Genomic DNA, 26,193 nt, shown 5'->3' with positions numbered 1-26,193 from the left:
GTGGCTTGAGTTGAAAGGCCCGGTTGCCAATCGCCATGAAAAGGCGATCCGGTGCGCTGGCGCGCGAGCCATGTGGGGTTAGGATGGTTTTCCGCTGCCGGCTCTTGGAACATGCCGGGGGACGAAAGCCGCAAGGTTTGGTTTAGCAGCTCGGACTTTGGTAGTCGCCGAAGCTACGCCTTGCGCGCCATGACCCCGTCGACAATGGCGACGGCTGCGCGGAGTGCGGCCTCTATATCCAAGAGCGTGGTGTCCAGCAAGTGGGCATCGGCTGCGGGATAGAAGCCGCCATTGGGATTGGCGCTGTCACGCGCATCCCGCTCTTCTATCTGGTGATAGAGGGCGTAGCGATCAACCACCTGGCCACGCGCCTCGAACTGGCGGGCCCGGCGCTCCATGCGCGCCTTGCTGTCGGCCTGGATAAAGAGCTTCACGTCGGCATCGGGCGCGATCTTGGTGCCGATATCGCGGCCATCGAGCACGGCGCCGCCGGGCTGGGTGGCGAACTGGCGCTGGAAATCGAACAGGGCGGCGCGCACCTCGGCGATCACCGCCACCTTGCTGGCCAGCGCCCCCGCCTCGGCTGAGGAGAGGACCGCCGGATCGAGATGGGCGGTATCGACGGCGCGCGCGGCGGCGATTGCCTCAGCCTCGAACCTGGGGTTGTTCTCGTAGGCGGCGACAGCGCGGCCGACAGCGCGATAGAGCAGCCCGGTATCGAGATGCGGCAGGCCATAGTGCCGGGCGAGACCGGCCGCCAGCGTGCCTTTTCCGGACGCTGCCGGCCCATCCACCGCGATGATCATTGCCCCTCCGCATCCAAGCTGTTCGCCGCCCTGCCTATCATGCTGGCCGGGCGGGCTGCCAGCATGCCGCCACGCTACCCCCAGAGATCGGTCGACCGAGGTCGCACTTTGGGTTTGACAGGGCGAAACTTTCACCCTAACCGGACGTTTCCCTGCGGGTGGCCCCGCCTTTCTACACGAGGAAGCAATTGGCCAACGACGAACGCGGTACGAAACGGGAAGATCCCGATACCGGCAAGAAGTTCTACGACCTGAATAAGGATCCGATCGTCTCGCCTTACACCGGCAAGTCCTATCCGCGCTCCTATTTCGAACAGAACGCCGTTGCGGCGGTGCGGGCCAAGGCCGTGGCCGAGCGCGACGACGAGGATGACGAGGAAGAGATCGAGACCGAGGAAGCGGCCGAGCCCGGCGCGCCCGAGATCGTCTCGCTCGAGGACGCCGATGCCGAAGAGGCCGGCGCCGATGACGGTGAAGAGATTCCTGATGTCGAGGACGTCGAAGACGTCGAAGACATTGGCGATGACGACAGCGACGTGTTCCTCGAAGAGGATGAAGACGAGGACGAGAACCTCGACTTCGACGTCGGCGGCGGCGGGGACGAGCGCTAAGCCCGGCCCCTCCGGCGCGGGTTTGGGTGCAAAAGTCGAGAACTTTTCCCCACCGCGCAGAGCCCACGAAATACCGCTTGCATGCGAGGGGTGACGTGGGTAGATAGCACCGCGCTTCGACGGGAAACCGCCGCGGCGCATTCCCAAAGACACGATTTGCTCGTGTCGCCGGATGTGATCCTCAGGGATCGTTGATGGGGCCATAGCTCAGTTGGGAGAGCGCTTGAATGGCATTCAAGAGGTCGACGGTTCGATTCCGTTTGGCTCCACCAATCTCCGGCTTTCCAGTAACGTCCATCGGCGTTCTGGATCGTCCGGCGAGGCCTGACAGGTCAGGCGAATAGTCCCGTTTTCCAATTGTTCAGATGTCCGTGCGCGAGACGCACCGCGCCTAATGCGTGTTTTGCGGGAGGGCTGCTGGGACTCAGCGGCATTCTGCGTCAAATACCGCTCGGACTGTGGTAGCTTTATCGACGCCTGCGCCCGAGATGGGGGGCGCCTAGTCTGCGCGGGCCATGGCGAGAAGCGTGCTTGGCCCACTCAGGTCCGGGCACTCTTCATTACTGGGCAACATGCACAGGTCGACAAACCAATCGCTCGACGCGCCGCTGTCGCTGTCCCACTCCATGCTCCCCATCGGCATAGTATGTCCGACCACCTTGGCACCCAGCTTCTTGATGCGTTCCTCTGTTGCCCTGGCAGAGCGTTCGGCGCCGCTCACTACACGGTCCAGAATGTTGCCTCCCCCGGGATACCGCATCGCGCACTTCTCAGCGGCGCCACCGGGACGCCCGAAGTACGCAAGCGTGACCTCGGCGATTTCATCTGGGGGCGGCGTCTTCGTGCCATCGATGACGTGGAAGCCTGGCGGCAGTCCCCGCTGCAACTGGCCAATGACGGCCGGTTCGTCACTGCAAACATAAATTTCCGAATGAGGTCGCACCCCCCCATACTGCGCCTCTGCATCGCCGACCCCAACCAAGGTCAACGCCATAACAACCGCCAAGAACGCTCTCAACAGGTCCCCCGAGATGATAGTGCCTTGTTGATATAGAAGCCCGTATGGGACCAGAATACCAGCCTATCGATAGGCTGACGACGAGGGTTCTGAGGCGGCTTTGAGGGGTTGTTCGTGCCCACTGAAACAGGAATACCTCCACTACTTTCTATTCCGGTCAGGTAAGCCTCCTACCCTCTCCGCCCACCTCGCGGGACGTGTCCATTGCGATGGCTCAAGGGTGCGGCTCTTGGCACATGTGGGTCGATTTGAGAGTCCCTGAGCGCTCAACAGGTTCAAGCGCCGGGGTGGATGTCCCCCCGGCGCTCTCGATCGAGTAGTCTTGCCCCTGCGATCACCGCTTGAGCAGCGCGGCGAACTCGCTGAGGTCACGGGCGAAGAATTCGGGATCCTCCCAGGCCGCGAAATGGCCAGCTTGCTGCATGTCGTGGAACTGCACCACATTGCCGGCGGTTTGACGATCCGCCCATTCGCGCGGCAGGCGCACGCCGCCCGGGATCGGAACCTCCGTCGCTACCGCGACCGGAATGCCGGTGTTGGTGCCCTTGATGGTCGGTGGCTGCATGGCGTTCTGGCTGTAGATTCGGAACGACGATGCCGCCGTCTCGGTCAGCCAGTAGATCATGATGTTGGTGATTAGCGCGTCGCGACCGAAGCGCCTATCCGCTTCGTCGCCGACGCCCATGCCGGCCATGAAGCTCATGATCCACGCAGCGAGCCCCACCGGCGAATCGTTCATCGCGAAGGCCAGGCTCTGCGGCTTGGTGGCGTGCACCAGGTTGAAGGCGCCATGCGTGAAGAACCACTGCTGGATGGCGCCGGCATAGGCCTGCTCCGGCGGGGTCAGCGCCGCGAAATCCGTGCTCTGATCAGGATAGCCGACGTCGGTCACGTGATAGCCGAGCAGCACTTCAGGATGGCGCTGCGCCAGCGACATGGAGATGATCGAGCCCCCGTCGCCGCCGGCGGCGATGAACTTGCCGTAGCCCAGCGTCTCGGTCATCAGGCGGGCGAAGAGATCGGCAACCTTGTCCATCGGCAGGGCAGTCCTGCCGGAGAACCCGGTCCCGGGAATGGACGGGACGACAACGTGGAACTGATCGGACAGCCGCTCAATCACCCGGTGGTAGCGGTAGAACGAATCCGGCCAGCCGTGGAGCAGCAGGAGCGGGACCGCATTCGGGTTGCTCGAGGGACGATGGACGAAGTGCAGGTCCACGCCATCGAGTTCGACCTTGAAGTTTCCAAGCGCGTTGAGCCCGGCTTCGGCCCGCCGCCAGTCGTAGTCGTTGATCCAGTAATCGGTCAGCTGCTTGAGGTACTCGAGATTGGTCCCGATGGCCCAGCCCGCATCATCAGGCTGATCGGGCCAACGGGTGTGCTGGAGCCGATACTTGAGGTCGGCGAGCTGCGGTTCCGGGATGGCGATCTTGAAGGCGGTCGGATTGGTCATGGTAGTCGTCTCCTCTGAATGAGCGGCTTTGGATGCGAAGCCAGCGAGCAGGGCTGAGGCTGCGAGGGCCTTGGAAAACTGACGGCGGTTCATCTCTCATCTCCACGCTTGTCTGATGGGATGAGGCTACGAGGAGGCGCCGCGAGGGGATTGCAAAAATCCGACAATCACCGGCTGGCACTGACCGACGCTCACGCGGGCGCAGAGGCAGGCGCGACTTGCGTAGCTGCAATGCGAGGGCTGTCCCCGCCGCGTCCCGAGCAAGTGCTGACAGCTGCCTGCGGCGCCGGCTTCCGGGGTGCCTGCGCCGATGCGTACACCGGTACAACCGATCTTAACGCCGCATTTCCGAAGCTGAACTAGCCTTGGCATTGTCGCCACTGTGCCGGCGGCTGCAGCTGATCCAGCCGGGTGCCCCAATGAGTTCCACGTCGGCCGGGTTCGACAGATCGCCGACTGATACCGCGCAGCAGCAGAATGCAGTGTCGCTGCTGTTCTTCTTCTGCGTCGCCGCGGCATTCATCACCCGCTTTGCTGTGTCGTCGCAGCTGATGAACCGGGTCGTGGCCTACACCACCGAAGCCGGACCGTTTTACGAGAAGCTGCATTTCGGCACCTATGCCGTGCTGTTGCTGCTGCCGGTCGTGCTGCTCAGCCGGCCATTCCTGCTGCGCGGCGACGAGATCGGCAAGTTTCGGGCACTGATGCGTTACAGCGGGCTGATGCTGCTGCTGGTGCTGTTCATGTTCTTCACCGGACGGGCAGGCTCGTCGGTCGTCCTGATCGATACCTACCTGGTGACCGGCGCTGCAGGCCTGATCATGCTGGCGCTCAACCCGACGTCGCGCCGGCTGCTCGGCGACGTCACGCTGGGCCTGCTCATCCTCAGCGCCGCCCTCGGGACAGTCGAGGCGCTGACCCAGCAGCGGATCATGCCTTACGATGCAGTGGAGCTGGGGTTCCGGCCGGTCGGTCTCTCCGAGCACCCGCTGGCGCTTGGCACCACCTGCGCCATCGCCGTAGGTTTCGTGGCGCTGACCAATTGGCGCGTCTGGATCCGTGTGGCCTGCATCATCGTCCTGTTCATCGGGGCCGCGGCCTCCGGCGCGCGCATGGCGCTGCTGGTGACCGTCATCGAAATCTTCGTCCTGATCATCGTGGTGCCGTGGCCTCGTCTGTCCCAACGCCACCAGCGGCAGGCCAAGTTGTTCGTCCTGCTGGCTGCAGCTGCGGGTGGCGCGGTGCTGACCGGCATCCTGCTTTCCGCGGGCCTGCTCAGCCGCTTTACCAGCACCCTGTTCGACGAGAACTTCTTCGTTCGGGTGAGCATTTATGACGTGTTCAAATATGTGAGCTTCGAGCAGGTCATGTTCGGCATGGACGGCAAGGAGCTCATCAGGATCGTCACCGAAAAGCTCCACATGCCGACGATCGAGAGCGCTCAGGTCGTCATCGTGCTGCTGTTCGGCCTGCCGGTGGCGCTGCTGTTTGCCTGGCTGGTGATCTGGATGATGCTGCGCATGTTGCGCCATGCCCCGCTCGCCGCCTGGATCGGCGTGGCGGCGACGCTGCTGGCGGCGCTTTCCAACAACACGTTCTCCTCCAAGACCCCGATCGTCATGATGATGATCGTGCTGGTGCTGGCCTACAACTCCAACGGCATCGAGGCCGCCGCCAAGAAGCCTGCCCAGGCTTAGGTACGGGGCCGCCCCATATTAAGGACGATTCGAGTAGGGGCAGGCATCCGCGGCCCTGGTCTGGCATCTTGGCGGCCAGTTTCTGGATCCTCTCGAGGCCGCGATGATTTCCGACATCGTCGATTTGGTAGTCACCAAGCTCGTCAACGCCGTCAGCGGCGAGAACGGCATCACGCTGCTCATCCTGTTCTCGACGGCCTTCATCAGCGCCCTCGTCGCCTATTGGCGCACGGTGGAGGACAAGTCGTTCGGCGACTTCTTCAGCTTCGCGCTGCCCAAGGAAGTGATCCTGCACCCTTCGGCGCGCGCCGACCTGCTGTTCTACATCACCAAGCGCCTGCTGATGCCGCTGCTGCTGATCCCCACCGGCGTCGTCTTCATCGCGCTGGTCGGTTATGGCACCAACCAGCTGATCAGCTGGATCTTCCAGATCCACGGTCCTCTGCTCGAGGGCCCGACACCCTGGTGGGTGCTGGTGCTGTTCACCGGCTCGATGCTGATCGCCTACGACATCTCGTACTATTTGTACCACGTCGCCCAGCACAAGGTGCCGTTCCTGTGGGAGCTGCACAAGGTGCACCACTCGGCCGAAGTGCTGGTGGGCATTACCAAGGATCGCGTCCACCCGCTCGACGACCTGATGAATCGCGTGTGGGACGGGGTTATTCCCGGCATCTGTTTCGGGGTGTGGAGCATCATTGCGCTCGATCCGGTCGAGCTCACCGTGTTCGGCATCAATGTCTATGCGATGCGCAACCTGCTGATGATGGATTTCGTCCGGCACACCCACTACAAGATCTCGTTCGGGCCGCTCGACAACTACATCCTGTCGCCGCACTGGCATCAGTTGCACCACAGCGCCGACCCGCGTCACTACGACAAGAATTTCGGCCTCCTGCTGTCGATCTGGGATCGGATGTTCGGCACGGCCTATGTTCCCGACCCCAACGAAGAGATGAAGTTCGGCCTGCTCGATCGCGACAAGGACGACTACCAGTCGCTGTTCGGGCTCTACCTGCTGCCGCTCAAGAAGATGGCTGGCCACGTCGCGCGCTGGTTCGGCCGGCGCCCCGCGCCGATCACTCCGCCCCCCACGGAACCCACACAGCCATGAACGTCCATCTTCCCGTGGTGCGCCTCGATGATCGTTTCGAGGACTACCGCCTTGAGGACTGTCGCCTCGAGATCGTCGACAGCGATGCCCGCCTGGCCGAGATCGGCGCTCAATGGAACGCCCTGTGGCGGCGCGGCGATGGGCTGATCTTTCAGAGCCACGACTGGGTTGCGGCCTGGTGGCGAACCGTTCCCAACCGGGACAGCCGACAGCTGCGTATCGGGTTGATCTGGCGCGACGAGGAGGTGATGGCCATCCTGCCGTTGGCCATCCAGCGCCGCAAAGGCCTGCGGTTCCTCGAATGGGCGGCCAATGACTGCAGCGACTATGCCGATATCCTGATCGATCCGCACTGTCCGCCCGCGGCGCTCGATCGGCTGTGGCGGCAGCTGGTCGCGGCGGGCGGCTTCGATCTCTACTTCCTCAACCGCCTGCGCCCCGAGGCCAAATTCCGCGCCATCCTCAATGCGCCGGATGGCCCCAGACTGTCCGCCAGCCACCGCACCGAGACCTGCTCGCAGGTGGCCGGAGACTGGACGACGGGAGCCCAGTGGTTCGAGGCGCAGTCCAAGAAGACCCGGCAGAATTACCGCCGCGGCCGCAAGGCGCTGGATGAGAGCGGCAGCGTCGCCTTCCGGCTGTTGCCACTCGACGAGCCCGTGGCTCCAGTCCTCAAGCGGCTCAGCGAGCTCAAGCGCCAATGGCTGGCCGACAGCGGTCGCGTATCACCGCTGTTCGATGAGGGGGCTCCGGCGCTGCCGGCATTGGTCGAGGTGCTGGCGGAGGCCGGCGTGCTGCGGATCTTCGTCCTGGAATGCGAGGGAAAAACCATCGCCATCTCGGTCAATTTCGTTCAGCACGGGACATTGATGGCGTTTCTCACCAGCTACGATCCGAGCTTCGAGCGGGGCTCGCCCGGAATGGTGCTGCTGATGGATTATGTCCAGTGGTCGATCGACCAGGGGCACAAGATGGTGGACTTCCTGTGCGGCGAAGAGCCGTTCAAGGTCAGGTTCGCCACGAGGTCGGTGACGCTGACCTCGGTGATGGGACCGCGGACGCTCAAGGGCCGGGTCGCCATGCTGCTTGACCAGACCCGCCGCGGCCTGCGGTCGGCCCGCGATGCGCGGCGTGCACGCCGGGCCGCGTCGCCGCATCAGGTCGCCTCCGGTCTGGATGGCGAGGCAGCGCGCGAGCAAGGCTAGCTCCAGCGCTGCACCCGGCCGGATTACCACGCCTTGCGTTTCACCCCCTCGCGGTCGGCACAAAAGAGGCGAGGAGCCGGGACAATGCTCCTCGCCTGCAGACCTGTCGGTGATCGGGAGACTGATCAGCCGGCAGTGATCGCCGACGCCTGGTTCACCTTGCCGCTGAGCGTATAGGTGATGGCGACGTTCTCGCCGGCCTTCAGCTTGGAGAAGTCACACTTGGGCGCGAACTGGTAGACCGCCTTGTCAGCCAGGGTGACGGTGCACGCCTTGCTGTCCATCGACTGGATGGCGCCGTGGGCGGTGCTGGGGGCGGCCAGCGCCATCGAGGACGCGCCGATGGAAGCGACGAGCATCAGGGGAACAAGGAACTTGCGCATGACGATCTCCTTTTCGTCCGGTTCGCCACGCCGGCTTGGGTGGCGGCCGATGCGTGGTGCAGCGGCGAGACAGAAGCTGGGACCGGCCGATTGCTCCCTCCTTTCCTGAAACTTACATATTCGTAAGCCGACAGGATGGCCGCACCGGGTGTAGGTTGCGACCAGGCGGCAATGCCCTGGTCGGGCGCGCCGCGCTTCAATGTCGAGGTAGAGCGGTGAAGGTCGTTGTCGCCGAAGACGACCGGACGTCGTCGGAGTTCATCCGCAAGGGCCTCAACCAGCAGGGGCACAGCGTCGAATCGGTATTCGACGGCCGCGACGCGCTGACCTTCTGTCTCTACAATAGCTGCGACGTGCTGGTGCTCGACCGGATGATGCCCGGCATGGACGGGCTGTCGGTCGCCAAGGCACTCAGGGCCTCGGGCCGCACCATGCCGATCCTGTTCCTCACCTCGATGGGCGATGTCGACGACCGGGTCGAGGGGCTGATGGCGGGCGGCGACGATTACCTGGTCAAACCCTTCCACTTCTCCGAGCTGATGGCGCGGATCACCGTGCTGGCGCGGCGGCCGCAGACGGCGGAAGCCTCGACGCGGCTCAGCATTCACGACCTCGAACTCGACCTGATGGACCACACCGCGACGCGGGCCGGCACCCGCATCGAACTGCAGGCCAAGGAGTTCGCCATCCTGGCGCTGCTGATGCGCAATGCCGGGCGGATCGTCACCAAGACCATGCTGCTCGAGCAGGTGTGGGACTTCAATTTCGACCCGCAGACGACGGTGGTCGAAACCCACATGAGCCGGCTCAGGGCCAAGATCGACAAGCCGTTCGAGGTGCCGCTGATCCACACCACGCGCAACACCGGCTACTCGATCCATGCACCGCGTCAGTAGCATTCTCGCCGGGGCGGCGTTCCGCTCGGCGGTATTGTTGCTGCTGCTGTTCCTCGCAGTGTTCTTCGTTGCCGGCGTGGTGATCGTCAGCCAGACCAGCAGCGAGGCCGAGAGCGAGATCCGGGCGCTGGTCAGCAACGAGTTCGAGCTGTTCCGCGAGGCGGCCGATACCGGCGACCTGGATCAGTTGCGACAGCTGGTGGACAGCTCGGCCGCCGCGGCCGGCCCACGCTTCTTCATCGTCGCCCTGTACCGGCCGGACGGCACGCTGCTGGCCGGCGACGATATCCCACGGCCGGCAAAACTGGGCTGGAGCACGATCAGCTCGGGGATCAACGCCAAGACACCCTCGGAACAATACCTGGCGCTGACCGAAGACATCGGCGGCAACCGGGTGACCTTCGGACGGACGCTGTTCTTCGTCGAGGTCGGCTCGGCGGCGCTGTGGCGGGCGCTGATGCTGGCCAGCATCGTGGTCGGCATCGGGGCGCTGGCGATCGGCTACCTCGCCAGCCATGGGGTCTCGGCCAAGCTCGACCGCATGGCCGAGACGCTCGAGCGCGTGGCGCGCGGCGACAGCCGGGTCCGCCTGCCGGTCGGCCGCTCCAATGACCAGGTTGACCGGGTATCACGGCAGATGAATGCCCATCTCGACCGATTGAGCGACCTGCTCGGTACCATGCGCAACACGGTGATCTCGATTGCGCACGATCTCAAGTCGCCGCTCAGCCGGGCCTATATCCTGCTGCAGGAGGCTGAGGAGGCGCCTAGCGAGGCGGAGCGGAGCAAGCTGCTCGAGGAAGCACAGGTCGAGATCGAGCGGCTCAACGCCATTTTCGACACGGTGCTGAGGATTTCGCGCATCGAAACCTCCGATGACCAATCCGGCTTCGCGGCATTTTCCGCCCGCGAGCTGGTGAGCGAAACGTTGCAGACCTTCGAGCCGGTGGTCGAGGAGGCGAACCAGGTGCTGGTCGAAGCGCCGGCGCATGGCGACGCGACCATCGTCGGGGATCGGCGCATGGTGGTGCAGATGCTGGTCAACCTCATCACCAACGCCTCGCGCTACAGCCCGCCCGGCGCCCGGATCGAACTCAGCGCCGGTATCGAGGACCGGCATCCGGTGCTGGTGGTGGCCGATAACGGGCCGGGAATCCCGCCTGACCGGCGCAGCGAAGTGTTCGAGCCGTTCCGCCGGCTCAATCCGGAACGCGACGAGAAGGGCTCGGGATTGGGCCTGGCGCTGGTGCAGGCCATCGCCACACGCCACCGGGCCAGCGTGCGGCTCGAGGATAACGGTCCCGGCCTCAGGGTGATCGTCCGCTTTCCGATCGCGGAAGCCGCCGCGGCAGTTTGAGGATTTGTAAGTTTGGCGAGAGCGTCGCGCAAACCCCGCACGTGATAACCCTTTCCGCCGATGCCGTTGCACCGACCGCCGGCCCTCCTCCGCCGACGCCAACCACCATGCGGAGTTCCATGAAATGAACAAGCTCTCCAGCCTTTCCGTCGTCGCCCTCGTTGCCGCGCTGATCGCGGCCAATCCGGTGCTCGCCGCCGTGCCGAAGTTTGCGAATGGCGCGCCCGGCACCGCCATGAGCGTCGACGACTTTGCCAGCCAGCTGGCTAGTTTCAACGCCAGGGATGTCACCGACCTCCTGGGCGCCAAGAGCGTCACGGTCTACAACTACAATACCGCCTGGACCGACAAGGCCGGCAAGGCGGTTGACCTGTTGACCGAGGATTCGCAGAGCATCGGCCTGTTGCGCGAGGCGCTGAACAAGAACCCCGCCGCGGTGAAGCTGCTCGCCGACAACAAGATCAAGGTCAACCAGGTGGTCGACATCATCGACGTCGGTGGCCACGTGCAGCTCTATATCCAGTAACGCGCATGGCGGACGCCATGACAGATTCCTGATCTGTCGCGGCGTCCGCCAACCACTCGCGGGAGCTCGGCCCATCGCCGGTTCCCTGCGACAATTGCGCTCCCCCGCGCGGATTCCGCCGCGGGCGGGCGCGCCCTCTCGACAGCTCCCGCCATACCGCCTATATCGCGCGCCCCCGCTGCCCCTCCTCGGTGCAGCTTCGAGGCAGCCCAGGAGGACAGGATGGCGCGAACCCATTGCGGCATGGATTTCGGCACTTCCAACTCCACCCTCGCGGCGGCGGGCGGCAATATGGCGCCGCGGCTGCTGCCGCTCGAGGACGGCAAGCCGACCATCCCGTCGGCGATCTTTTTTTCGTTCGAGGAGGATCGCACCTTTTTCGGCCGGCAGGCGGTGAGCGAATATGTCACCGGGGCCGACGGGCGGCTGATGCGCTCGATCAAGAGCGTGCTCGGCACTTCGCTGTTCAACGACACCACGCGGGTAAAGCGCGACGCGCTGAAATTCTCCGAGATTCTGGGACGCTTCATCGCCGAACTGAAGCGACGCTCGGAGGCTTCGCTCGGCCATGAGATCGAAGACATCGTCTGCGGCCGCCCGGTGCGTTTCGTCGATGACGACGACAAGGCCGATGCCGAGGCGCAGCGCCAGCTCGAAGGCGCGGTGCGGGCGCAGGGTTTCCGGCACATCGAGTTCCAGTTCGAGCCGATCGCCGCGGCGCTCGACTACGAGCAGCAGGTGAGCGGCGAAGAACTGGGGCTGGTCGCCGATATCGGCGGTGGCACCTCGGACTTCACGGTGATCCGGCTGTCGCCGGAGCGGGCGCGGCGCGCCGACCGCAAGGCGGATATCCTCGCGACGGCGGGCGTCCATGTCGGCGGCACCGATTTCGACCGGCTGCTGTCGCTGAAGAAAGTGATGCCGCTGATGGGCTACGGCACCGAGACGGCGGATGGCAAACGTCCCCTGCCCTCGGCGCCCTATTACGATCTCGCCACCTGGCACCGGATCAACCGGCTCTACAACCAGAAGACCCTGCTCGAGCTCAACTCGACCTACCAGGAGGCGCGCTTCCCCGACCTCGTCGGCATGCTGATCGCGCTGGTCGAAGACCGACAGGGGCACCGGCTGGCCGGTCGGGTCGAGGAAGCCAAGATCGCGCTCAGCGAGGCACCGCAGACCGAGTTCCGCTTCGTGACGCGCGACGTGAAGCTCGAGACGCCGATCACCATCGAGCAGTTGCACGCCGCCCTCGACGGCGCTACGGCATCGATCGCAGCGGCAATCGGCAAGACGCTGACGGCGGCGGGGGTGCCCGGCAGCCGGATCGACACGCTGATCCTCACCGGCGGTTCGACCCGAGTGCCGGCGGTCGGCAACATGCTGAGGGCGCTGTTCCCCGAGGCCCGGGCGGTCGAAACCGATGCCTTCGGCAGCGTCGGGCTCGGCCTCGCCCTCGATGCGATGCGGCGGTTCAGCTAGCCTTCAGCTTTGCCTCGCTACCCCTTTCCATGTGCTCTGTGCACCCGAGGGGGATTCCGATGCTGCTGCCGATCCGTTCGCTGCTGTGGGGGTTTGCCGCCCTGCTGCTGTTCGCCATGCCGACGCTGGCCGCAGAGAAAGCGATCATCATCCTTGATGGCTCCGGCTCGATGTGGGCGCAGATCGACGGCAAGGCCCGGATCGAGATCGCCCGCGAGACGCTGAACCAGGTGCTGGCGGGCGTGCCCGCAGAGCTCGAGCTCGGCTTCATGAGCTACGGGCACCGCGAGAAAGGTTCGTGCGACGACATTGAACTCTTGGTGCCGCCGGCCGCCGGAACCGGCGCGGCGATCAGCCAGACGGCCGCGGCGATCACGCCGAAGGGCAAGACGCCGATCTCGGCTGCGGTGCAGCTCGCGGCCGAGGACCTCAAATACACCGAGGACAAGGCGACGGTGATCCTGATCACCGACGGGCTCGAGACCTGCGAGGCCGATCCTTGCGCGCTGGCGAGCTCGCTCGAAACTCAGGGCGTCGATTTCACCACCCATGTGGTCGGCTTCGGGCTCACCGACGAAGAGGGCAAGCAGGTGGCCTGTCTCGCCGAGAATACCGGCGGCAAGTACATCGCGGCGGGCGACGAAGAGACGCTGACCGAGGCGCTGAAGAGCACGGTGGCCGAGGTCGCGGCGCCGGCTGAGCCCGAACCGGCGCCTGCCCCGGAGCCCACCAAGGCCGAGTTCAATTTCGATCCCGATGCGAGTCTCGCCGAAGGCGGCGAGTCGCTGGACGAAGAGGCGGGCCTGGTCTGGGAGGTCTACAAGGCCAATCCGGATGGCAGCATCGGCGAGTACGTCACCACCGATTACGGCATCAACTGGAAGACCAATCTCGCACCTGGCGCCTATGTGGTGCGCGCCACGCTCGACTTCGCCAAGCTGGAACAGCCGGTGACGATCGAGGCGGAAAAGGTCGCCGAGCCGCTGTTCGTGCTCGATGCGGGCCGGCTGATCATCCGGCCGCTGCCGGCCGCCGGCGCCGAACCCGACCCCAATGCTGCGGTGTTCACCGAATTCCCCGGCGGCGCGAGCACGACCAACTACGGCGAGACCAAGCTCTATGTGCCGGCCGGCGAGACCAGGGTCGAAGTGAGCATCGGCAGCGGCAAGGTGTCCGAACTGGTGCCGGTGCAGTCCGATACCACGGTGGTCAAGGACATCGTCGTCGGGGTCGGCGTCGCGGCGGTCAACGCCTTCTATGTCGAGGGCATGAAGGTCGAGGACGGCAACCTGTTCGAGGAAATCCTCGAAGCCAGGAAGGACATCCAGGGCAACCGCAAGTCGGTGACCTACAACTATGGCCCGGACCACAATTTCGAACTGCCGCCGGGCGACTATGTGCTGGTGTCGACGGTGGGCGGCGCGACGCTCGAAACCCCGTTCAGTATCGCAACGGGTGAGCGGACAGAGGTCAGCGCCATCCTTGGCGCCGGCGTCGTGGCGATCACCGCGCCCGGCACCGACAAGGTCGAGGTGTTCGGGGCCAAGGCGGATATCCAGGGCAATCGCAAATCCTTCACCTACGGCTTTGGCGGGGCATTGCAGACCACGCTGACGGCCGGCGACTACCTGGTCGTCGCGTCGCCCGCCGAGGGCGAGCCGAAGCAAACCAGCATCAGCGTGGTGGCCGGCGAACGGCTGGAGGTCACGGTCGAATAGGCTGGGGCTCAGGCGGCGCGGTCGCGCAATTGTTCGAACGCCGCAGCGTAGAGATCGATGAGCTTGCGGGCGCGCTCCATGGCAACGCTGCGCCCTTCGCGCAACAGGGCCGTCGCCTTGGTGGGAAGGATCGCGCCGGTGCCCGGCTCGAGCAGAATGGCATGCCATTGGGCGGCACGCGTCACGCGGATGGTGTAGCCGCGATAGCTATCGTCCAATGCGTAGTCTCCCACGTAGTTGTGCTGGCTGCGAGTGCGACGCTGCACTCGGGGTTGCACTCGCTCAACGACCCGCCGATCACAACTGTCCGGCGGTGTGGATTGTGGGGAGAACGAGAAACGTGATCGGGAGCGTCACGATTCAGAGGAAATCGTTCCGTCGCGAGCTTCGTCCCACAGGAGCGTGATGACGGCACGGCTCATCGCGGCTTCAGCGGCGCCAGCGCATGCTCCCGCTCACCACGGAGGGAGGACTCCAATGCTCAGGTCATTCATGCTCGGCTTCGCGCTCGCCTCTGCATTGGCGATGCCGGTGGCCGCCGCAGAGGTTGAGCTTGACGCCGACGAAAACGGGCAGATCGAATTCGTCATGCCCTCGGGCAATGTCGGCTGCATCGTCACCCCGGAAGGGGGCACCGACGTCTATCAGCCGGAAGGCGGAGGCCCCGAGATGATGTGCGACCGGGTCGAGCCGGAATACGTCCGTGTCAGGCTCGGCACCGATAGCGCCGAAGAGCTCGACGAGGTTGCCGACCCCAGCTGCTGTGGCGCCGAGCAGGTGCTGCACTATGGCGAGTGGGCGTCGATCGAAGGCTTCGTCTGCTATTCCAAGCCAACCGGCCTCACCTGCACCACCGAGGACGAGGCCCACGGCTTCAAGATAGCGCGCGCCGGCATCGAAACCTGGTGACGGGCACGGCTTGGATTCGCTGATCTGACCGCCTGCCATCCGGCAGCGCTCCAAACTCGGTGTCATCCCTGCGAAAGGGGACCTCCGTTTGCGATCGTGCAAAGGCCAAGAAAACAGAGGTTCCCGCTTTCGCGGGAATGACCCGGTGGGTGGGGCACCACCCGTATGCGCCTTCACGAGGACAGGCTGAAAGCGCCCTACAAAAAATCGTCGCGGCGCGGCGTAAAGCTGTCGATCAGCTTGCCGGCTTCGAGCGCCTTGACCCCGTGCACCAGCCCCGACGGCACAATGTAGGCGCCGCCCTTGGCGATGGTCTGGGTGACGCCGTCGATGGTCACCTCGAACACCCCTTCGGCGACGTAGCTGGTCTGCAGGTGCGGATGCGAGTGCAGCGCGCCGACGCCGCCCTCTTCGAAGGTGAATTCGACCAGCATCAGTTCGGGCAGGTCGAGGATGACGCGGCGGGTCGAGCCGTTCAGCTCGGTATGCTTGCCGTCGCCGGGCTGCGCAAAGAGAGGAGACATTCTGTCACTCACAGTTTGTAGGCTTTCCTGACCAGGTTGTAGGCGAGGTCTTTGGCGACTTCGTGGGCTTCGTCCTCGTCGAGCCGATGCTCGGTGACGAGGCGGGCGAGAAAGGCGCAATCGACGCGGCGGGCCACATCGTGGCGGGCCGGGATCGAGGGGAAGGCGCGGGTGTCGTCGTTGAAGCCGACGGTGTTGTAGAAGCCGGCGGTTTCGGTGGCCATCTCGCGGAAGCGCCGCATCCCTTCCGGGCTGTCGTGGAACCACCAGGGCGGCCCGAGCTTCAGCGATGGATAGACGCCGGCCAGCGGCGCCAGTTCGCGCGCATAGACGCTCTCATCGAGGGTGAAGAGAATGATCGAGAGTTTCGGGTCGGTCCCCACCGCATCGAGCAGCGGCTTCAGCGCGCCGACATAGTCGGTGCGCGAGGGGATATCGAAGCCTTTGTCGCGGCCGAACTTCTGCAGCATGGCGGGCGAATGGTTGCGCCAGGCGCCGGGATGGATCTGCAGCACCAGCCCGTCGTCGATCGACATGCGGGCCATCTCGGTGAGCATCTGGGCGCGGAACAGGGCGCGCTCGCGGGCATCGGCCTTGCCGGAGCGGACCTTGTCGTAGAGCTGCCCGGCTTCCTTGGGGAGGAGGTTCGCCGTCTCGGCGGTCGGGTGGCCATGGTCGGACGAGGTGGCGCCGAACTGTTTGAAATAGGCGCGGCGCTTGCGGTGCGCCTCGAGATAGCCGTTCCAGTGGCCGGTATCCTCGCCGGTGATCTCGCCGAGCTTGTCGAGGTTACCGGCGAAGCCGGCGAAATCCGGGTCGACCACCGAATCGGGGCGATAGGCCGGGACCACCCGACCCTTCCAGCCACTATCGCGGATCATCCGGTGCCATTTGAGGTCATCCAGCGCCGCGTCGGTGGTGGAGATCACCTCGAGGTTGAAGCGCTCGAACAGGGCGCGCGGGCGATAGTCGTCGCGCTCCAGCCGCTCGGCGATCTGGTCATAGACGGCATCGGCGTTCGCTTCGCTCAGGCGCTCGGTGACGCCGAACAGCGTCGCCAAGGTATGGTCCAGCCAGGAGCGGGTCGGGGTACCGCGGAACAGGTAGTAGTTCTTGGCGAACAGCCGCCAGATCTTCCGGCCGTCGGTTTGAACCGCCGAGCCGTCGGTGGTGGGGACCCCCAGGTCCTCGAGGCGGATGCCCTGGCTGAACAGCATGCGGAAGACGTAGTGATCGGGGACGATCAGCAACTGCGCCGGATCGGGAAACTTCTCGTTCTCCGCGTACCAGCGCGGCTCGGTGTGGCCGTGCGGCGAGACCAGCGGCAGGTCCTTGATCCCCGCATAGAGCGCCTGCGCCAGGCCACGCGCCTTGGGTTCGGCATCGAAAAGCCTGAAGTCGTCGAGCAAAGTCATGGTCAGATCGTCCTCCCGAACCACTTGGTTACTTAGCACGGGCGCCGATGTCAAAGCCGGGGACTTGATCCTCGGTATCCAGCTTGCGATGGGTCACTGAGGAGGACTGGGAATGAGCGGCATCATCGAGCGGATCGAGCGCGAAAGCGGCGTCGAGGGGTTGGCGGAGATTCTGGCCGAACGGCTGAACCCCTCCGACCTGCAGTCGCTGCTGATCGAGGTGACCCGCCGGCGCGCCGGCAAGCGCAACCCCGCCGAACTGCTCAAGGATTTTGCCACCAGCCGCTTCTTCGGGGTGGCGCGGCCAGATCGGGCGGCATTGCTGGCCTGGGAGCAACTCACGCTGTCGCTTTGCGAGGACCGGTTCGAGCCGGTCGAATTGTCACCGGTGACTCCACTCGGCGCCTGCTCGGTGGTGGCGAGGGTGGACCAGGACTGGTCGATCGGCACGACGCGGCGCGGCGAGGTGGTATCCGACCCGACCAATGTGCTGGCGCTCGAGGCGGCGCGGCTGCGCCAGGCTGGCGGCGAGGACGTGCACCTCGCCACCAGCCATCGGGTGGTGCGGCCGCAGAACTATGGCGATGGCAAGATGCTGGCGCACTTCCGGTTGTTTGCCCTGCTGAGCGCCGGACGCGATCGCGGCGGCTATGGCTTCGAGGCCAAGGCGCTGCGGGGACAGGTGGGGCTGCTGCTCGAAGCGTTCGGACAGTTTCTGGCGCCGGGCACGGCGCTACGGCTGGGCTACACGCGCACCAGCGCACCCAACGTCGACGCGCGACTCGAGGCGCTGCGCGGCGCCGCCGAAGCCAATGGCGCCGAGTTGTTCGAGGAAGTCGGCCGCGAGGCGGCGGGCGGCTATTATGCCGGCTTCTGCTTCCACATCTTTGCCGGCGACATGCAGCTCGCCGATGGTGGCGTCGTCGACTGGGGCGCCAAGCTCACCGGCAACGGCAAGGAGCGCACGGTGGTCTCCGGCTGCGGCGTCGAGCGGCTGCTGGCGCTGCGGGGGTAGAACTTTTCAGGCACCCGAGCGTAGCGGGCTGTCGACGTCAGGTAGGTCTTGCCGATCAGTTGAACCAAACACGGTGTCATCCCTGCGAAAGCAGGGACCCAACTATCCGCCCGTGCAGGCTGCGAAATGGGTCCCTGCTTTCGCAGGGATGACACCCGGTGGGTGGTGCAAGGTCGAGCCCAACCACTGAGCCGGAGCAACCAACCCGAAACCCCTAAGCCGCCCGCGCCACCGGCTGGCCGCGGAGGTCGCGCAGCCAGAGCTGGCCGCAGGCGGCGTCGATGCGGTTGCCCTGGGTGTCACGTACCACGACGGGAATGCCGGCGCGCTCCAGCCCGGTGCGGAACTGCATCAGGGCGTGATCGGAGATGCGGCCGAAGCCGAGGCCATCGACTTCGTTCCAGCGCATCAGGTTGAGCCGCGCCGGCTCGTTGCGGAACATGCCGATCAGCCGGCGGAGATCGGCGTCGCTGTCGTTGGTGCCGGGGAGTAGCAGGTAGACGAAGGTGACGATGCGATTGTGCCGCCGCGCCCAGCTCAGCGCGCCGCCGATCACGTCGGCGATGGCGTGTTTGCGCGCACCGGGGATCAGCCGACCGCGCATCTCGTCGGTGGTGGCATGCAGCGAGATGGTGAGGTTGAGCCCCAGGTGCTCTTCGCGCAGCGCCTTCAGCCCCTTAGGGATACCGATGGTGGAGACAGTGATGCCGGTGGTGGGAAAGTCCAGCCCGCGCCGATCGCGCAGGATGCGGATCGCCGCCAGCACGTTGTCGTAATTGTTGAGCGGCTCGCCGATGCCCATGAAGACGATGCGGTTCACCTTGGATCCGAGCCGCACCACCTGCTCGACGATCTCGCCGGGCGAGAGGTTGCGCTTCAATCCCGCCTGCCCCGAAGCGCAGAACTGGCAGGCAAAGGCGCAACCGACCTGCGACGAGATGCAGGCGGTGAAGCCATCGCGCCGACGGATCAGCACGGATTCGACGGCATAGCCGTCGCGCAGCCCGAACAGGTGTTTTTCGGAGGTGCCGCCGAGCTGGCGGTCGCGTCGGGTCAAGGCGCGCGGGGCGATGTCATGCGCAGCGGCCCAGCGGCGCAACGGCCTGGGCAGGTCCTCATGCGGCGAGAACAGCTCGCGATAGCTGAGGCGCGGGCCGTTGTTGAGCGCGTCGAAGACGGTGGAGCTGAGGTCGAGGGCGAAGGGTGCGGGTTGCATCCATAATTTATAACTTACACGTCGGTTATAAATCAAGACGGCGTACTGGAGCAGACGGCCCCCTCCCGGCCTCCCCCATAAAGGGGGAGGTGCCTCGCTGGTTCATTGGGCACGATCGAAGACAGATGCTCGACTCTTCACCTCCCCCTTTATGGGGGAGGCCGGGAGGGGGCCGTCTCTATCAGTCGGCGGCCCTACTCCAGCCGCTCGCCCGGATAGAGCCGCTCGATCACCTTGCGTGTCTCGGCCTCGGTGTAGCCGGCGAGTGTCCCCTGCGGCTCGACCAGCCAGAGCATGCAGGCGCCCTGGATCACCATCTGGATCAGCGCCGCCGACTCGGCCCGATCCGGCGTCTCCGGCAGCCGCTCGACTATGGCCGCCCGCACCAGCTGGTTGCGTTCGCGCGCCAGGGCATTCAGGCCGGGATCGTTGACGTCGCCCCAGGCGAGCAGCAGGTAGCCGGCAAAGCCTTCGCCCGAACCCATGCCGCTGATCAGGTCGCGCAGCATGGCCCAGAGCGGGATCAGGCCCTGCTCCCTGGGTGCGGCCGCGAAATAGTCGCGCACCTCCTGGGTCGAGCGCTCCAGGGTCTTCAGATGCAGTGTGCGCTTGTCGGTGAAGCGCTGGATCAGCGCGGCACGGCTCAGCCCCACCGCCTCGGCCACATCGGAAAGGGTGAAGCGCTCCGGCCCGAGCCGCAGCATGACGGCGTGGGTGGCATCGAGAACCTGATCGTCGGAGACGAGCTTGGGGCGTGGCATGCGGCGATTGATAACCGGCGTGGCGGTTACTTGCCAGTCTCATGCTCGAGCGAAGGCGCCGATCACACTGTCTTGACGCCGTAGCGCCGCGCCATCTTTTCGATGTTCTTGACCACCCGGCTGCGCAGTTCAGGCGGCCCCAGCACTTCGACTTCGTCGCCGATCTTGGTGAACTCGTGGCTGGCCCAGCCGACTTCCTCGATCGGCACCTCGAACTCACACCAACCTTCGGCATCCGGCGTCAGCACCAGCGCCTCGACGGCGCGGCGCACCGTGTCGCTCAGGTCCCGGAGCTTGCGCAACCCTGTCGCGGTGGCACGCACATGGGCGGTGCCGACATAGATATCGCGCTCGAACTGCTTGGTGGCTTCCTGCCAGTGCGAGGGCAGGTCAAAATCCTTGGGCCGGGTGAAAGTCTGGCCGGTGGGGCCGAGCGCCTGGATCTGCGACAGCCGGTAGGTGCGAATGTTGCCGTCGCGCTGCGCCACGACGTACCAGACGCCGCCCTTCAGCACGAGGCCGAGTGGCTCGATCACCCGATCCTTCACGTCCTTCCAGCTCTCGTAGCGGATGGCGATGCGGGTTTCGCTCCACACCGCCTCGGCGACCAGCTTCAGGAATTCGGGCTTGTAGCCGGGCTGGAACCAGCCGCGCGGATCGAGATGAAAACGCGAGCTCATCCGCCGCGCCTCGGCCTGCCAGTCGGATGGCAGCGCCGCGAGCAGTTTCAGCTCGGCCTGCGCGGCTTCCTCGCCGAGCCCGAGTTCACCGGCGGGGCCAGGCAGCCCGGAAAAGAACAGCGCCCGGGCTTCGGGCGCGGTCAGGCCGTTGAGCCGGGTCTTCCAGCCATCGAGCAACGCGAAGCCGCCATTGCGGCCGGTCTCGGCATAGACCGGTACGCCGGCGGCGCTGAGCTGGTCGATGTCGCGATAGACCGTGCGGACCGAGACCTCGAGTTCCTCGGCCAGCGACTCGGCACTGGTCCGCCCCCGGGTCTGGAGGATCATCAGAATGGTGAGGAGGCGACTGGCACGCATTATTCCTCTCTACACCAGCAACCCTGACAGCGGGTGTCAGTCTTAGCGGCATAGAGTCGTTTCGTGAAGATTCGAGGAGACGCGAAATGGCTTTCGAGCAGGTGAAGAGCGAGCGGGCTCGCGACGCGGCGGAGCTGCGGCAGGCGGTGGCCAGCATCAACGTGTTGCGCGCCGACCTGCCGGCGCAGGGTTTTGGAGCGTGGTTCCGCACCCTGGTGCTCAGGCGCTATGCCAACACCATGCTGAAGCGCACCCTCAGCCGTCCGCGCCGCACCCATCTCGACCAGCTGTCGCCGCATCTGCTGAGGGATATCGGCATACCGCCGGATGGGCGATGAGGGGTGGCATCGAGCAGCGGGCCAGCATCGAGTTCCAAAGATACCCCCTCCCCTGTCCCCTCCCCGCAAGGGGGAGGGAGACGCCAAAACCACGGTCGGTGAGAGACGAAGACGTGTGAGCGCAGGTCACCTCCCCCCTTGCGGGGGAGGGACAGGGTGGGGGGTATCTTCCCGCACCGGCCTTTGGGCTAGACCTTGGAGCTACGCCGTCTGGCGGTCGAACTGGCCGTTCTTCATGAAGCGCCACAGATAGCTCGGCAGAATCGCGTCCATCGCCGTGGGCGCGATGTCGAAGGCGGCAAGGGTGCGCTTTTCGTGCTTGGCCGCATCCGACACCACGTTGTCGGCCTGCAGCTGGTCGACCTGGTCGCCAGTGATGAGCGGCGAAGGCAACAGCGACAGCGGCAGCGCCATGAGCTTGGCCAGCCCAGCCGGCAGCGGCAGCAACAGGTTGGTGCGCTGCGTGTCGGTCAGCACACGCGCCACCAGCTCCTTGTGAGTCGCAACCTCCGGGCCGCCGAGCTCGTAGATCTTGCCGCCCTTCACCTGGCCCTCGGCCGCGCGGCAGATCGCCTCGGCGAGGTCGCCGACATAGATCGGCTGCAGCCGCGACTTCGCGCCGATCACCGGCAGCACCGGCAGCATGCGGGCCAACATGCCGTAGCGGTTGAAGAAGCCATCGCCCGGCCCGAAGACGATCGATGGGCGGATCACCACCGCCGACGGGAAGGCAGCGAGCACTTCGGTTTCGCCCAGCGCCTTGGAGCGGGCATAGCCGCTCGGCGCCTGCGTGTCGGCGCCGAGCGCCGAGACATGCACCAATTCCTTGACGCCGAGCGCCTTGGCGGCCTCGGCAACGTTCTTGGCGCCCATGGCATGCACGGCACGGAAGCGCTGCTTGCCGCTCTCGTGGCCGATGCCGACGAGGTTGATGACGACGCCCGCGCCGCGGATGGCGCGCTCCACCGATTCGCGATTGCGGATATTGGCCTGGATCGGCATCACCTGCCCGACGGCGCCGAGCGGCCGGACGTGGCCGGCGAGATCGGGGCGGCGCACCGCGACGCGGATGCGATAGCCGCGACGGGCCAGCAGCTGCACCACCTGAGTCCCGACAAAACCGGCGCCGCCGAAAATGGTGACCAGGTTCGAGGTGGTTTCCATGGCTTGAGGCGGCTCCGGGCAAGGCAATCGGGCTAGGGTTTTGCCGCTTCTAGCCTGCACGCCACGACGTGTCGAGTGGACGAGGTGTGGTCGGGCAAGAAAGCGAGTTGACAGCCCCCTCCCAGTCACCTAGTGAACGGCGCCCATCGGATTGCCCTGGTGGCGGAATTGGTAGACGCGCACGGTTCAGGTCCGTGTGTCGAAAGACGTGGAAGTTCGAGTCTTCTCCAGGGCACCAATGGCAAACGCAAAGGCCTCCCTCACGGGAGGCCTTTTGTTTTGTTGGGTTTTCGCAACCGTTGGGAGCAGGTCAAGAAGCCGTCACAGGGCGTCAGCGTTGCGATAGCCGCCGGATGCACCAGCGTACGTCGTCCATGAGCCTTGCGCCGACGCTATCTACGCGCACTAGACTTGGATGAGCCGTTGGCATCACCATTGTCACCCGGCAATTCGAAGGACGCACTATGTTCCAGAGTGACTGGGAAAACCGTCTGGTGAAGCTTGTCGACCAGTATCCCGACTTATCAAGCGGCGCTGTTGCAGCGACCCGGGGTTTGCTAGCAAGACGTGGGGCTTCCGCACGCCAACCCGACGAGATGGCGCGCGGCTACTGGCCTACCATCTGCCTAGTGTGGTCAAGCAGCCTACTTGGACAGGTGGAGATTGAGGTCAGCGCCACGGAGTATGAGTACTACGGCCCCAACGGAGAGGTGGACATTCGTCACTTTCCACACGAGGGGGGAGCCGTCGTGCCCGACGATCTGCTGGCCCTCATCCCCAACTAGGATCAACGGGCTATCCACGCGTGGCAATCCAATAGTTCGCGCCCCTACCCCCGCTGCGCCTCAGCCTGCCCGACAATGTCCAATCCCACCAACTCGCTCCATGCCCCCAGCAGCCGCTTGGTCACCGGCCCCACCTTCCCATCCCCCACCGGCAGGCCGTTGAACTTCGTCGCCGGCATGATGCAGTAGGGCGTCGAGGTGAAAAACATCTCGTCTGCCGTCGCGAGGTCGTAAGGCAAAAGGCTGGTTTCCTCGGTCGGGATGCCCAGCCCCTTCGCCAGTTCGAGCGCCGTGGCGCGGCTTACGCCGGCGAGGCAGTTGACGGTGGAGGGGGTGCGAAGCACGCCCTTGGTGACACAGAAGATGTTGCCGCCCTTGTTCTCGGCGACGTGGCCATCGAGGTCGAGGATGACACTTTGCGCCTGGGGGTCGACCAGCTTGGCTTCCATCTCGGCCAGCGTGTAGGCGAGGCGGCTGCGGTTCTTGATGCGGGGGTCGAGCGACTGGCTCGGCACCATGCGGCTCATCGGGGTGACGCCGTGGCAGCCCTTCGAATAGAAATCCACCCAGGGCAAGAGGTTCATCGGCTGGGTGAAGATCATCACCGTGGCGGCGCCCAGTTGCTTGGTCGGATCGGCGCCGGCAACCGACAGGCCGCGCGAGATGTTGTGGACGATCCAGGCGTCCTCATGCGGGGCGTAGTTCGGCCGGTTGGCCTCGAACACCTCGAGCGTTACCCGCTTCATTTCGGCGGGGCTCAGCTGCGGATCGATGCGCGTCAGCTTCAGCGACTGGTAGAGCCGCTCGATATGCTCATCGAGCTTGAACGGGACGTGGCGGAAGGTGCGGGTCGATTCCGTCATCGTATCGCCCAGCATGATGGCGCTGTCGAAGATGGAGATCCGCGCTTCGTGTTCGGGCACCAGTTCGCCCGAGATATAGACCAGTCGCGTCATCACGTGCCTCACACGCTGAGAACGATGGGAGCCTCGAGTTCGAAGACGACGCCGTCGGCCGTCGGGCCGGCCTCGGAGCGCCACATCATCATCCCCACCTCGGCCGGCCGATCGAGCACGGTGAGCCCGGCATGCCAGACGTCGCGATGGATGCAGACGGCATCCTCAGGACCAGCGAGGAAGGCGCGGATATTGGCGAGGTCGGGCGACCCGTCAGCGAGCGTCGGGGCGAGCAGCACGATCCAGCGGCCGACCTTGAGCGGCACGAAGGTCTGGGTCGAATGCGGATGGCGCTCGAGGAAGGTGATACTGATCGCCTTGGGGTCGACCGGCTGCGGGCAGAGCACGGCAAAGGCGTGCTGGCCGGGCACGTCCCCCGGTTCCAGCACGGCAGGGATGGTGGTGAACTTGCCGCCCTCGGCGCGGACGAGCGTGGCAAAGGGAGCGAGGTCGGCGGAGGCGAGCGGCGGGAGGGACATGCAGGATCTCAGTTGAGCCGGGTGAAACCGCTATGGGCGACGGGGCCCTTGAGCAGCGCTTTGACGTCGCGGCCATCCTCGCATTCGCGGATGGTTTTGAAGATCGGCTCGAGCGCGGCGAAGTAGCCGTCGACGATCTCGGGCGTGTGCTCGATGCAGGTATAGACGCTGGTGGCGGCAAGGTAGCCGGCGGCCAGCATCTCCTGGGTGATCAGGGTCTTGTAGGCAAGGCCGTTGGGCGACTTGATGCTGAAGCCGGTAAGCGCCGGCACCCCCGCGGTGCTGAGCGGCAGGTCGTATTTCTGGCCCAGCGCCTGCCAGCGCGCGGTGATGGCGCGGCCGGTATCGGTGATCTTCTGCCAGGACTGTTCCTTTTCCATCACGTCGAGGGTGGCGAGCGCCGCCACCGAGCCGATGCGCTCGGTCCAGAAGGTCGAGGAAATGAAGGTGTTCTGCGCTGCTTCCATGATGTCGCGTTTGCCGATGACGCCGGTGACGGCATAGCCGTTGCCGAGCGCCTTGCCGAACACCGCCATATCGGGATCGACGCCATAGACCTTGTGCAACCCGCCAAACGCCTGGCGGAAACCGGAAGTGCACTCGTCGAAGATCAGGATGATGTTGTGCTGGTCGGCAAGCTTCCTGACGCTGACGAGGAACCCCGGGTCGGGGTCGTAGTTGCGCGACACTTCCATCTTGATGACGCCGATCTCTTCTTTGCGGATCAGCGCCTCGAGCTCATCGAGCTTGTTGTAGTTGAAGGTGAACACCGAGCCGCGCAGCGACCTGGGCACGCCATGGGGGCTGAGCCCCGGCAGGAGGTGCCCGGCGAGCTTGCTTTCATCGCCGAGGTTGCTGGCGAGATACCAGTCGTGCCAGCCGTGATAGCCGCAAAGCGCCACCCCGTCCTTGCCGGAAGCGGCGCGGGCGATGCGGATGGAGATGGCGTTGGCCTCGCCGCCGGACCGGGCGAAACGGGCCATGTCGGCCCAGGGATGCAGCGCGATCATCCGCTGCGCCAGCTCGACTTCCTCGGGGGCGTTGAGGGTCGCCATGTTGCCGAGGTCAACGGTACGCTTGACGGCGTCATCGACTTCCGGCCGGCCATAACCCAGCGTGTTGCAGCCGATGCCCATGATCGACATGTCGATATATTCGCGCCCGTCTAGATCCCAGACGCGACAGCCGGCGGCCCTGGAGAAATAGGCCGGCCACTGTTCGGGGAGGAACATTTCGGGGCGCTTCGACAGCAACATATTGCCGCCAGGTATGACGGTCTTCGCCGTCTTCCAAAGGTCCTGCCCCTTGCCCATTCCGTCTCCCCCTTT

Annotated in this window: 26 protein-coding genes and 2 tRNA genes; 14 read left to right on the top strand and 14 right to left on the bottom strand. The window is 65.1% G+C overall.

The window, feature by feature from the left end; translation table 11 throughout:
- Window positions 1-173 precede the first annotated feature (173 nt).
- A complete protein-coding gene (locus AC1ROK_RS05015) occupies window positions 174-806 on the bottom strand; it encodes a (d)CMP kinase (protein WP_492844432.1) in 633 nt (210 codons plus the stop codon).
- Window positions 807-994: 188 nt separating this feature from the next.
- Between AC1ROK_RS05015 and AC1ROK_RS05010 the strand changes: the two genes are divergently transcribed.
- Complete coding sequence (locus AC1ROK_RS05010) at window positions 995-1,417, top strand: TIGR02300 family protein (protein ID WP_492844430.1); 423 nt, start codon at window positions 995-997, stop codon at window positions 1,415-1,417.
- A 196-nt stretch (window positions 1,418-1,613) separates the two neighbouring features.
- Window positions 1,614-1,689 (top strand) — tRNA-Ala (locus tag AC1ROK_RS05005).
- 227 nt (window positions 1,690-1,916) lie between these two features.
- Here AC1ROK_RS05005 and AC1ROK_RS05000 read toward each other — a convergent pair.
- On the bottom strand, window positions 1,917-2,423 hold the full coding sequence (locus tag AC1ROK_RS05000; protein ID WP_492844428.1) for a hypothetical protein: 507 nt from the start codon (window positions 2,421-2,423) through the stop codon (window positions 1,917-1,919).
- Between the two features lie 346 nt (window positions 2,424-2,769).
- Complete coding sequence (locus AC1ROK_RS04995) at window positions 2,770-3,888, bottom strand: epoxide hydrolase family protein (protein ID WP_492844426.1); 1,119 nt, start codon at window positions 3,886-3,888, stop codon at window positions 2,770-2,772.
- Between the two features lie 419 nt (window positions 3,889-4,307).
- Between AC1ROK_RS04995 and AC1ROK_RS04990 the strand changes: the two genes are divergently transcribed.
- The 3 genes from AC1ROK_RS04990 to AC1ROK_RS04980 all read left to right on the top strand — a co-directional run bounded on the left by AC1ROK_RS04990 (window position 4,308) and on the right by AC1ROK_RS04980 (window position 7,904).
- Entirely contained in the window at window positions 4,308-5,585 is a 1,278-nt protein-coding gene (locus AC1ROK_RS04990; RefSeq protein WP_492844424.1) for a VpsF family polysaccharide biosynthesis protein, read from the top strand.
- Window positions 5,586-5,688: 103 nt separating this feature from the next.
- Window positions 5,689-6,699, top strand: a complete 1,011-nt coding sequence (locus AC1ROK_RS04985) for a sterol desaturase family protein (RefSeq protein ID WP_492844422.1) — start codon at window positions 5,689-5,691, stop codon at window positions 6,697-6,699.
- Window positions 6,696-7,904, top strand: coding sequence for a GNAT family N-acetyltransferase (locus AC1ROK_RS04980; RefSeq protein ID WP_492844420.1), 1,209 nt, complete (start codon window positions 6,696-6,698; stop codon window positions 7,902-7,904). Before AC1ROK_RS04985 ends, AC1ROK_RS04980 begins: the two co-directional genes overlap by 4 nt.
- Window positions 7,905-8,029: 125 nt before the next feature.
- Here AC1ROK_RS04980 and AC1ROK_RS04975 read toward each other — a convergent pair whose 3' ends face one another.
- Window positions 8,030-8,287: a DUF1344 domain-containing protein gene (locus AC1ROK_RS04975; protein ID WP_492844418.1), complete on the bottom strand. Its 258-nt coding sequence runs from the start codon at window positions 8,285-8,287 to the stop codon at window positions 8,030-8,032.
- Between the two features lie 215 nt (window positions 8,288-8,502).
- Here AC1ROK_RS04975 and AC1ROK_RS04970 point away from each other — a divergent pair, with 215 nt between their 5' ends.
- The 5 genes from AC1ROK_RS04970 to AC1ROK_RS04950 all read left to right on the top strand — a co-directional run bounded on the left by AC1ROK_RS04970 (window position 8,503) and on the right by AC1ROK_RS04950 (window position 14,266).
- Window positions 8,503-9,183 carry a response regulator gene (locus AC1ROK_RS04970; RefSeq protein ID WP_492844416.1) on the top strand — a complete coding sequence of 227 codons (681 nt, stop codon included), beginning with the start codon at window positions 8,503-8,505 and terminating at the stop codon, window positions 9,181-9,183.
- The gene (locus AC1ROK_RS04965) at window positions 9,167-10,540 is read left to right on the top strand and encodes a sensor histidine kinase (RefSeq protein ID WP_492844414.1); all 1,374 of its coding nucleotides are present in this window, start codon (window positions 9,167-9,169) and stop codon (window positions 10,538-10,540) included. Before AC1ROK_RS04970 ends, AC1ROK_RS04965 begins: the two co-directional genes overlap by 17 nt.
- A gap of 124 nt (window positions 10,541-10,664) precedes the next feature.
- Entirely contained in the window at window positions 10,665-11,066 is a 402-nt protein-coding gene (locus AC1ROK_RS04960) for a hypothetical protein (protein ID WP_492844412.1), read from the top strand.
- 222 nt (window positions 11,067-11,288) lie between these two features.
- On the top strand, window positions 11,289-12,548 hold the full coding sequence (locus tag AC1ROK_RS04955; protein WP_492844410.1) for an Hsp70 family protein: 1,260 nt from the start codon (window positions 11,289-11,291) through the stop codon (window positions 12,546-12,548).
- Window positions 12,549-12,607: 59 nt separating this feature from the next.
- Complete coding sequence (locus AC1ROK_RS04950; protein ID WP_492844408.1) at window positions 12,608-14,266, top strand: vWA domain-containing protein; 1,659 nt, start codon at window positions 12,608-12,610, stop codon at window positions 14,264-14,266.
- A gap of 8 nt (window positions 14,267-14,274) precedes the next feature.
- Here AC1ROK_RS04950 and AC1ROK_RS04945 read toward each other — a convergent pair whose 3' ends face one another.
- Window positions 14,275-14,484 (bottom strand): hypothetical protein, encoded by a 210-nt coding sequence (locus AC1ROK_RS04945; protein WP_492844406.1) that lies wholly within the window; start codon window positions 14,482-14,484, stop codon window positions 14,275-14,277.
- Window positions 14,485-14,743: 259 nt separating this feature from the next.
- Between AC1ROK_RS04945 and AC1ROK_RS04940 the strand changes: the two genes are divergently transcribed.
- Complete coding sequence (locus AC1ROK_RS04940) at window positions 14,744-15,175, top strand: hypothetical protein (RefSeq protein ID WP_492844404.1); 432 nt, start codon at window positions 14,744-14,746, stop codon at window positions 15,173-15,175.
- 197 nt (window positions 15,176-15,372) lie between these two features.
- Here AC1ROK_RS04940 and AC1ROK_RS04935 read toward each other — a convergent pair whose 3' ends face one another.
- Complete coding sequence (locus AC1ROK_RS04935; protein ID WP_492844402.1) at window positions 15,373-15,699, bottom strand: cupin domain-containing protein; 327 nt, start codon at window positions 15,697-15,699, stop codon at window positions 15,373-15,375.
- Between the two features lie 8 nt (window positions 15,700-15,707).
- Window positions 15,708-17,114 (bottom strand): glucuronate isomerase, encoded by a 1,407-nt coding sequence (gene uxaC, locus AC1ROK_RS04930; RefSeq protein ID WP_492844400.1) that lies wholly within the window; start codon window positions 17,112-17,114, stop codon window positions 15,708-15,710.
- Window positions 17,115-17,226: 112 nt separating this feature from the next.
- On the opposite strand from uxaC, the gene AC1ROK_RS04925 reads away from it, so the two are divergent.
- Complete coding sequence (locus AC1ROK_RS04925) at window positions 17,227-18,129, top strand: hypothetical protein (RefSeq protein ID WP_492844398.1); 903 nt, start codon at window positions 17,227-17,229, stop codon at window positions 18,127-18,129.
- A gap of 214 nt (window positions 18,130-18,343) precedes the next feature.
- Here the strand turns inward: AC1ROK_RS04925 and rlmN are convergent, their stop codons facing one another.
- The 3 genes from rlmN to AC1ROK_RS04910 all read right to left on the bottom strand — a co-directional run bounded on the left by rlmN (window position 18,344) and on the right by AC1ROK_RS04910 (window position 21,143).
- On the bottom strand, window positions 18,344-19,345 hold the full coding sequence (gene rlmN / locus AC1ROK_RS04920) for a 23S rRNA (adenine(2503)-C(2))-methyltransferase RlmN (protein ID WP_492844396.1): 1,002 nt from the start codon (window positions 19,343-19,345) through the stop codon (window positions 18,344-18,346).
- 194 nt (window positions 19,346-19,539) lie between these two features.
- Window positions 19,540-20,106: a TetR/AcrR family transcriptional regulator gene (locus AC1ROK_RS04915; RefSeq protein WP_492844394.1), complete on the bottom strand. Its 567-nt coding sequence runs from the start codon at window positions 20,104-20,106 to the stop codon at window positions 19,540-19,542.
- Window positions 20,107-20,168: 62 nt separating this feature from the next.
- Complete coding sequence (locus tag AC1ROK_RS04910) at window positions 20,169-21,143, bottom strand: helix-turn-helix transcriptional regulator (RefSeq protein WP_492844392.1); 975 nt, start codon at window positions 21,141-21,143, stop codon at window positions 20,169-20,171.
- An 86-nt stretch (window positions 21,144-21,229) separates the two neighbouring features.
- Between AC1ROK_RS04910 and AC1ROK_RS04905 the strand changes: the two genes are divergently transcribed.
- Window positions 21,230-21,481: a hypothetical protein gene (locus AC1ROK_RS04905; RefSeq protein ID WP_492844390.1), complete on the top strand. Its 252-nt coding sequence runs from the start codon at window positions 21,230-21,232 to the stop codon at window positions 21,479-21,481.
- Window positions 21,482-21,682: 201 nt separating this feature from the next.
- Here AC1ROK_RS04905 and AC1ROK_RS04900 read toward each other — a convergent pair whose 3' ends face one another.
- A complete protein-coding gene (locus AC1ROK_RS04900) occupies window positions 21,683-22,645 on the bottom strand; it encodes a complex I NDUFA9 subunit family protein (protein ID WP_492844388.1) in 963 nt (320 codons plus the stop codon).
- A gap of 153 nt (window positions 22,646-22,798) precedes the next feature.
- On the opposite strand from AC1ROK_RS04900, the gene AC1ROK_RS04895 reads away from it, so the two are divergent.
- Window positions 22,799-22,883 (top strand) — tRNA-Leu (locus AC1ROK_RS04895).
- Between the two features lie 591 nt (window positions 22,884-23,474).
- Here the strand turns inward: AC1ROK_RS04895 and AC1ROK_RS04890 are convergent.
- From AC1ROK_RS04890 to AC1ROK_RS04880, 3 genes are read right to left on the bottom strand one after another with little or no spacing between them, the layout of a single operon-like run.
- Complete coding sequence (locus AC1ROK_RS04890; protein ID WP_492844386.1) at window positions 23,475-24,386, bottom strand: aminotransferase class IV; 912 nt, start codon at window positions 24,384-24,386, stop codon at window positions 23,475-23,477.
- A gap of 8 nt (window positions 24,387-24,394) precedes the next feature.
- Window positions 24,395-24,865, bottom strand: a complete 471-nt coding sequence (locus AC1ROK_RS04885) for an ureidoglycolate lyase (protein ID WP_492844384.1) — start codon at window positions 24,863-24,865, stop codon at window positions 24,395-24,397.
- Between the two features lie 8 nt (window positions 24,866-24,873).
- A complete protein-coding gene (locus AC1ROK_RS04880; RefSeq protein ID WP_492844382.1) occupies window positions 24,874-26,178 on the bottom strand; it encodes an aminotransferase class III-fold pyridoxal phosphate-dependent enzyme in 1,305 nt (434 codons plus the stop codon).
- Between the last annotated feature and the right edge of the window lie 15 nt (window positions 26,179-26,193).

The organism is Devosia sp. GW821-FHT12F11, assembly GCF_058806655.1.
The sequence above is the reverse complement of the archived record's forward strand: the minus strand, read 5'-3'. Positions and strand labels throughout refer to the sequence as shown.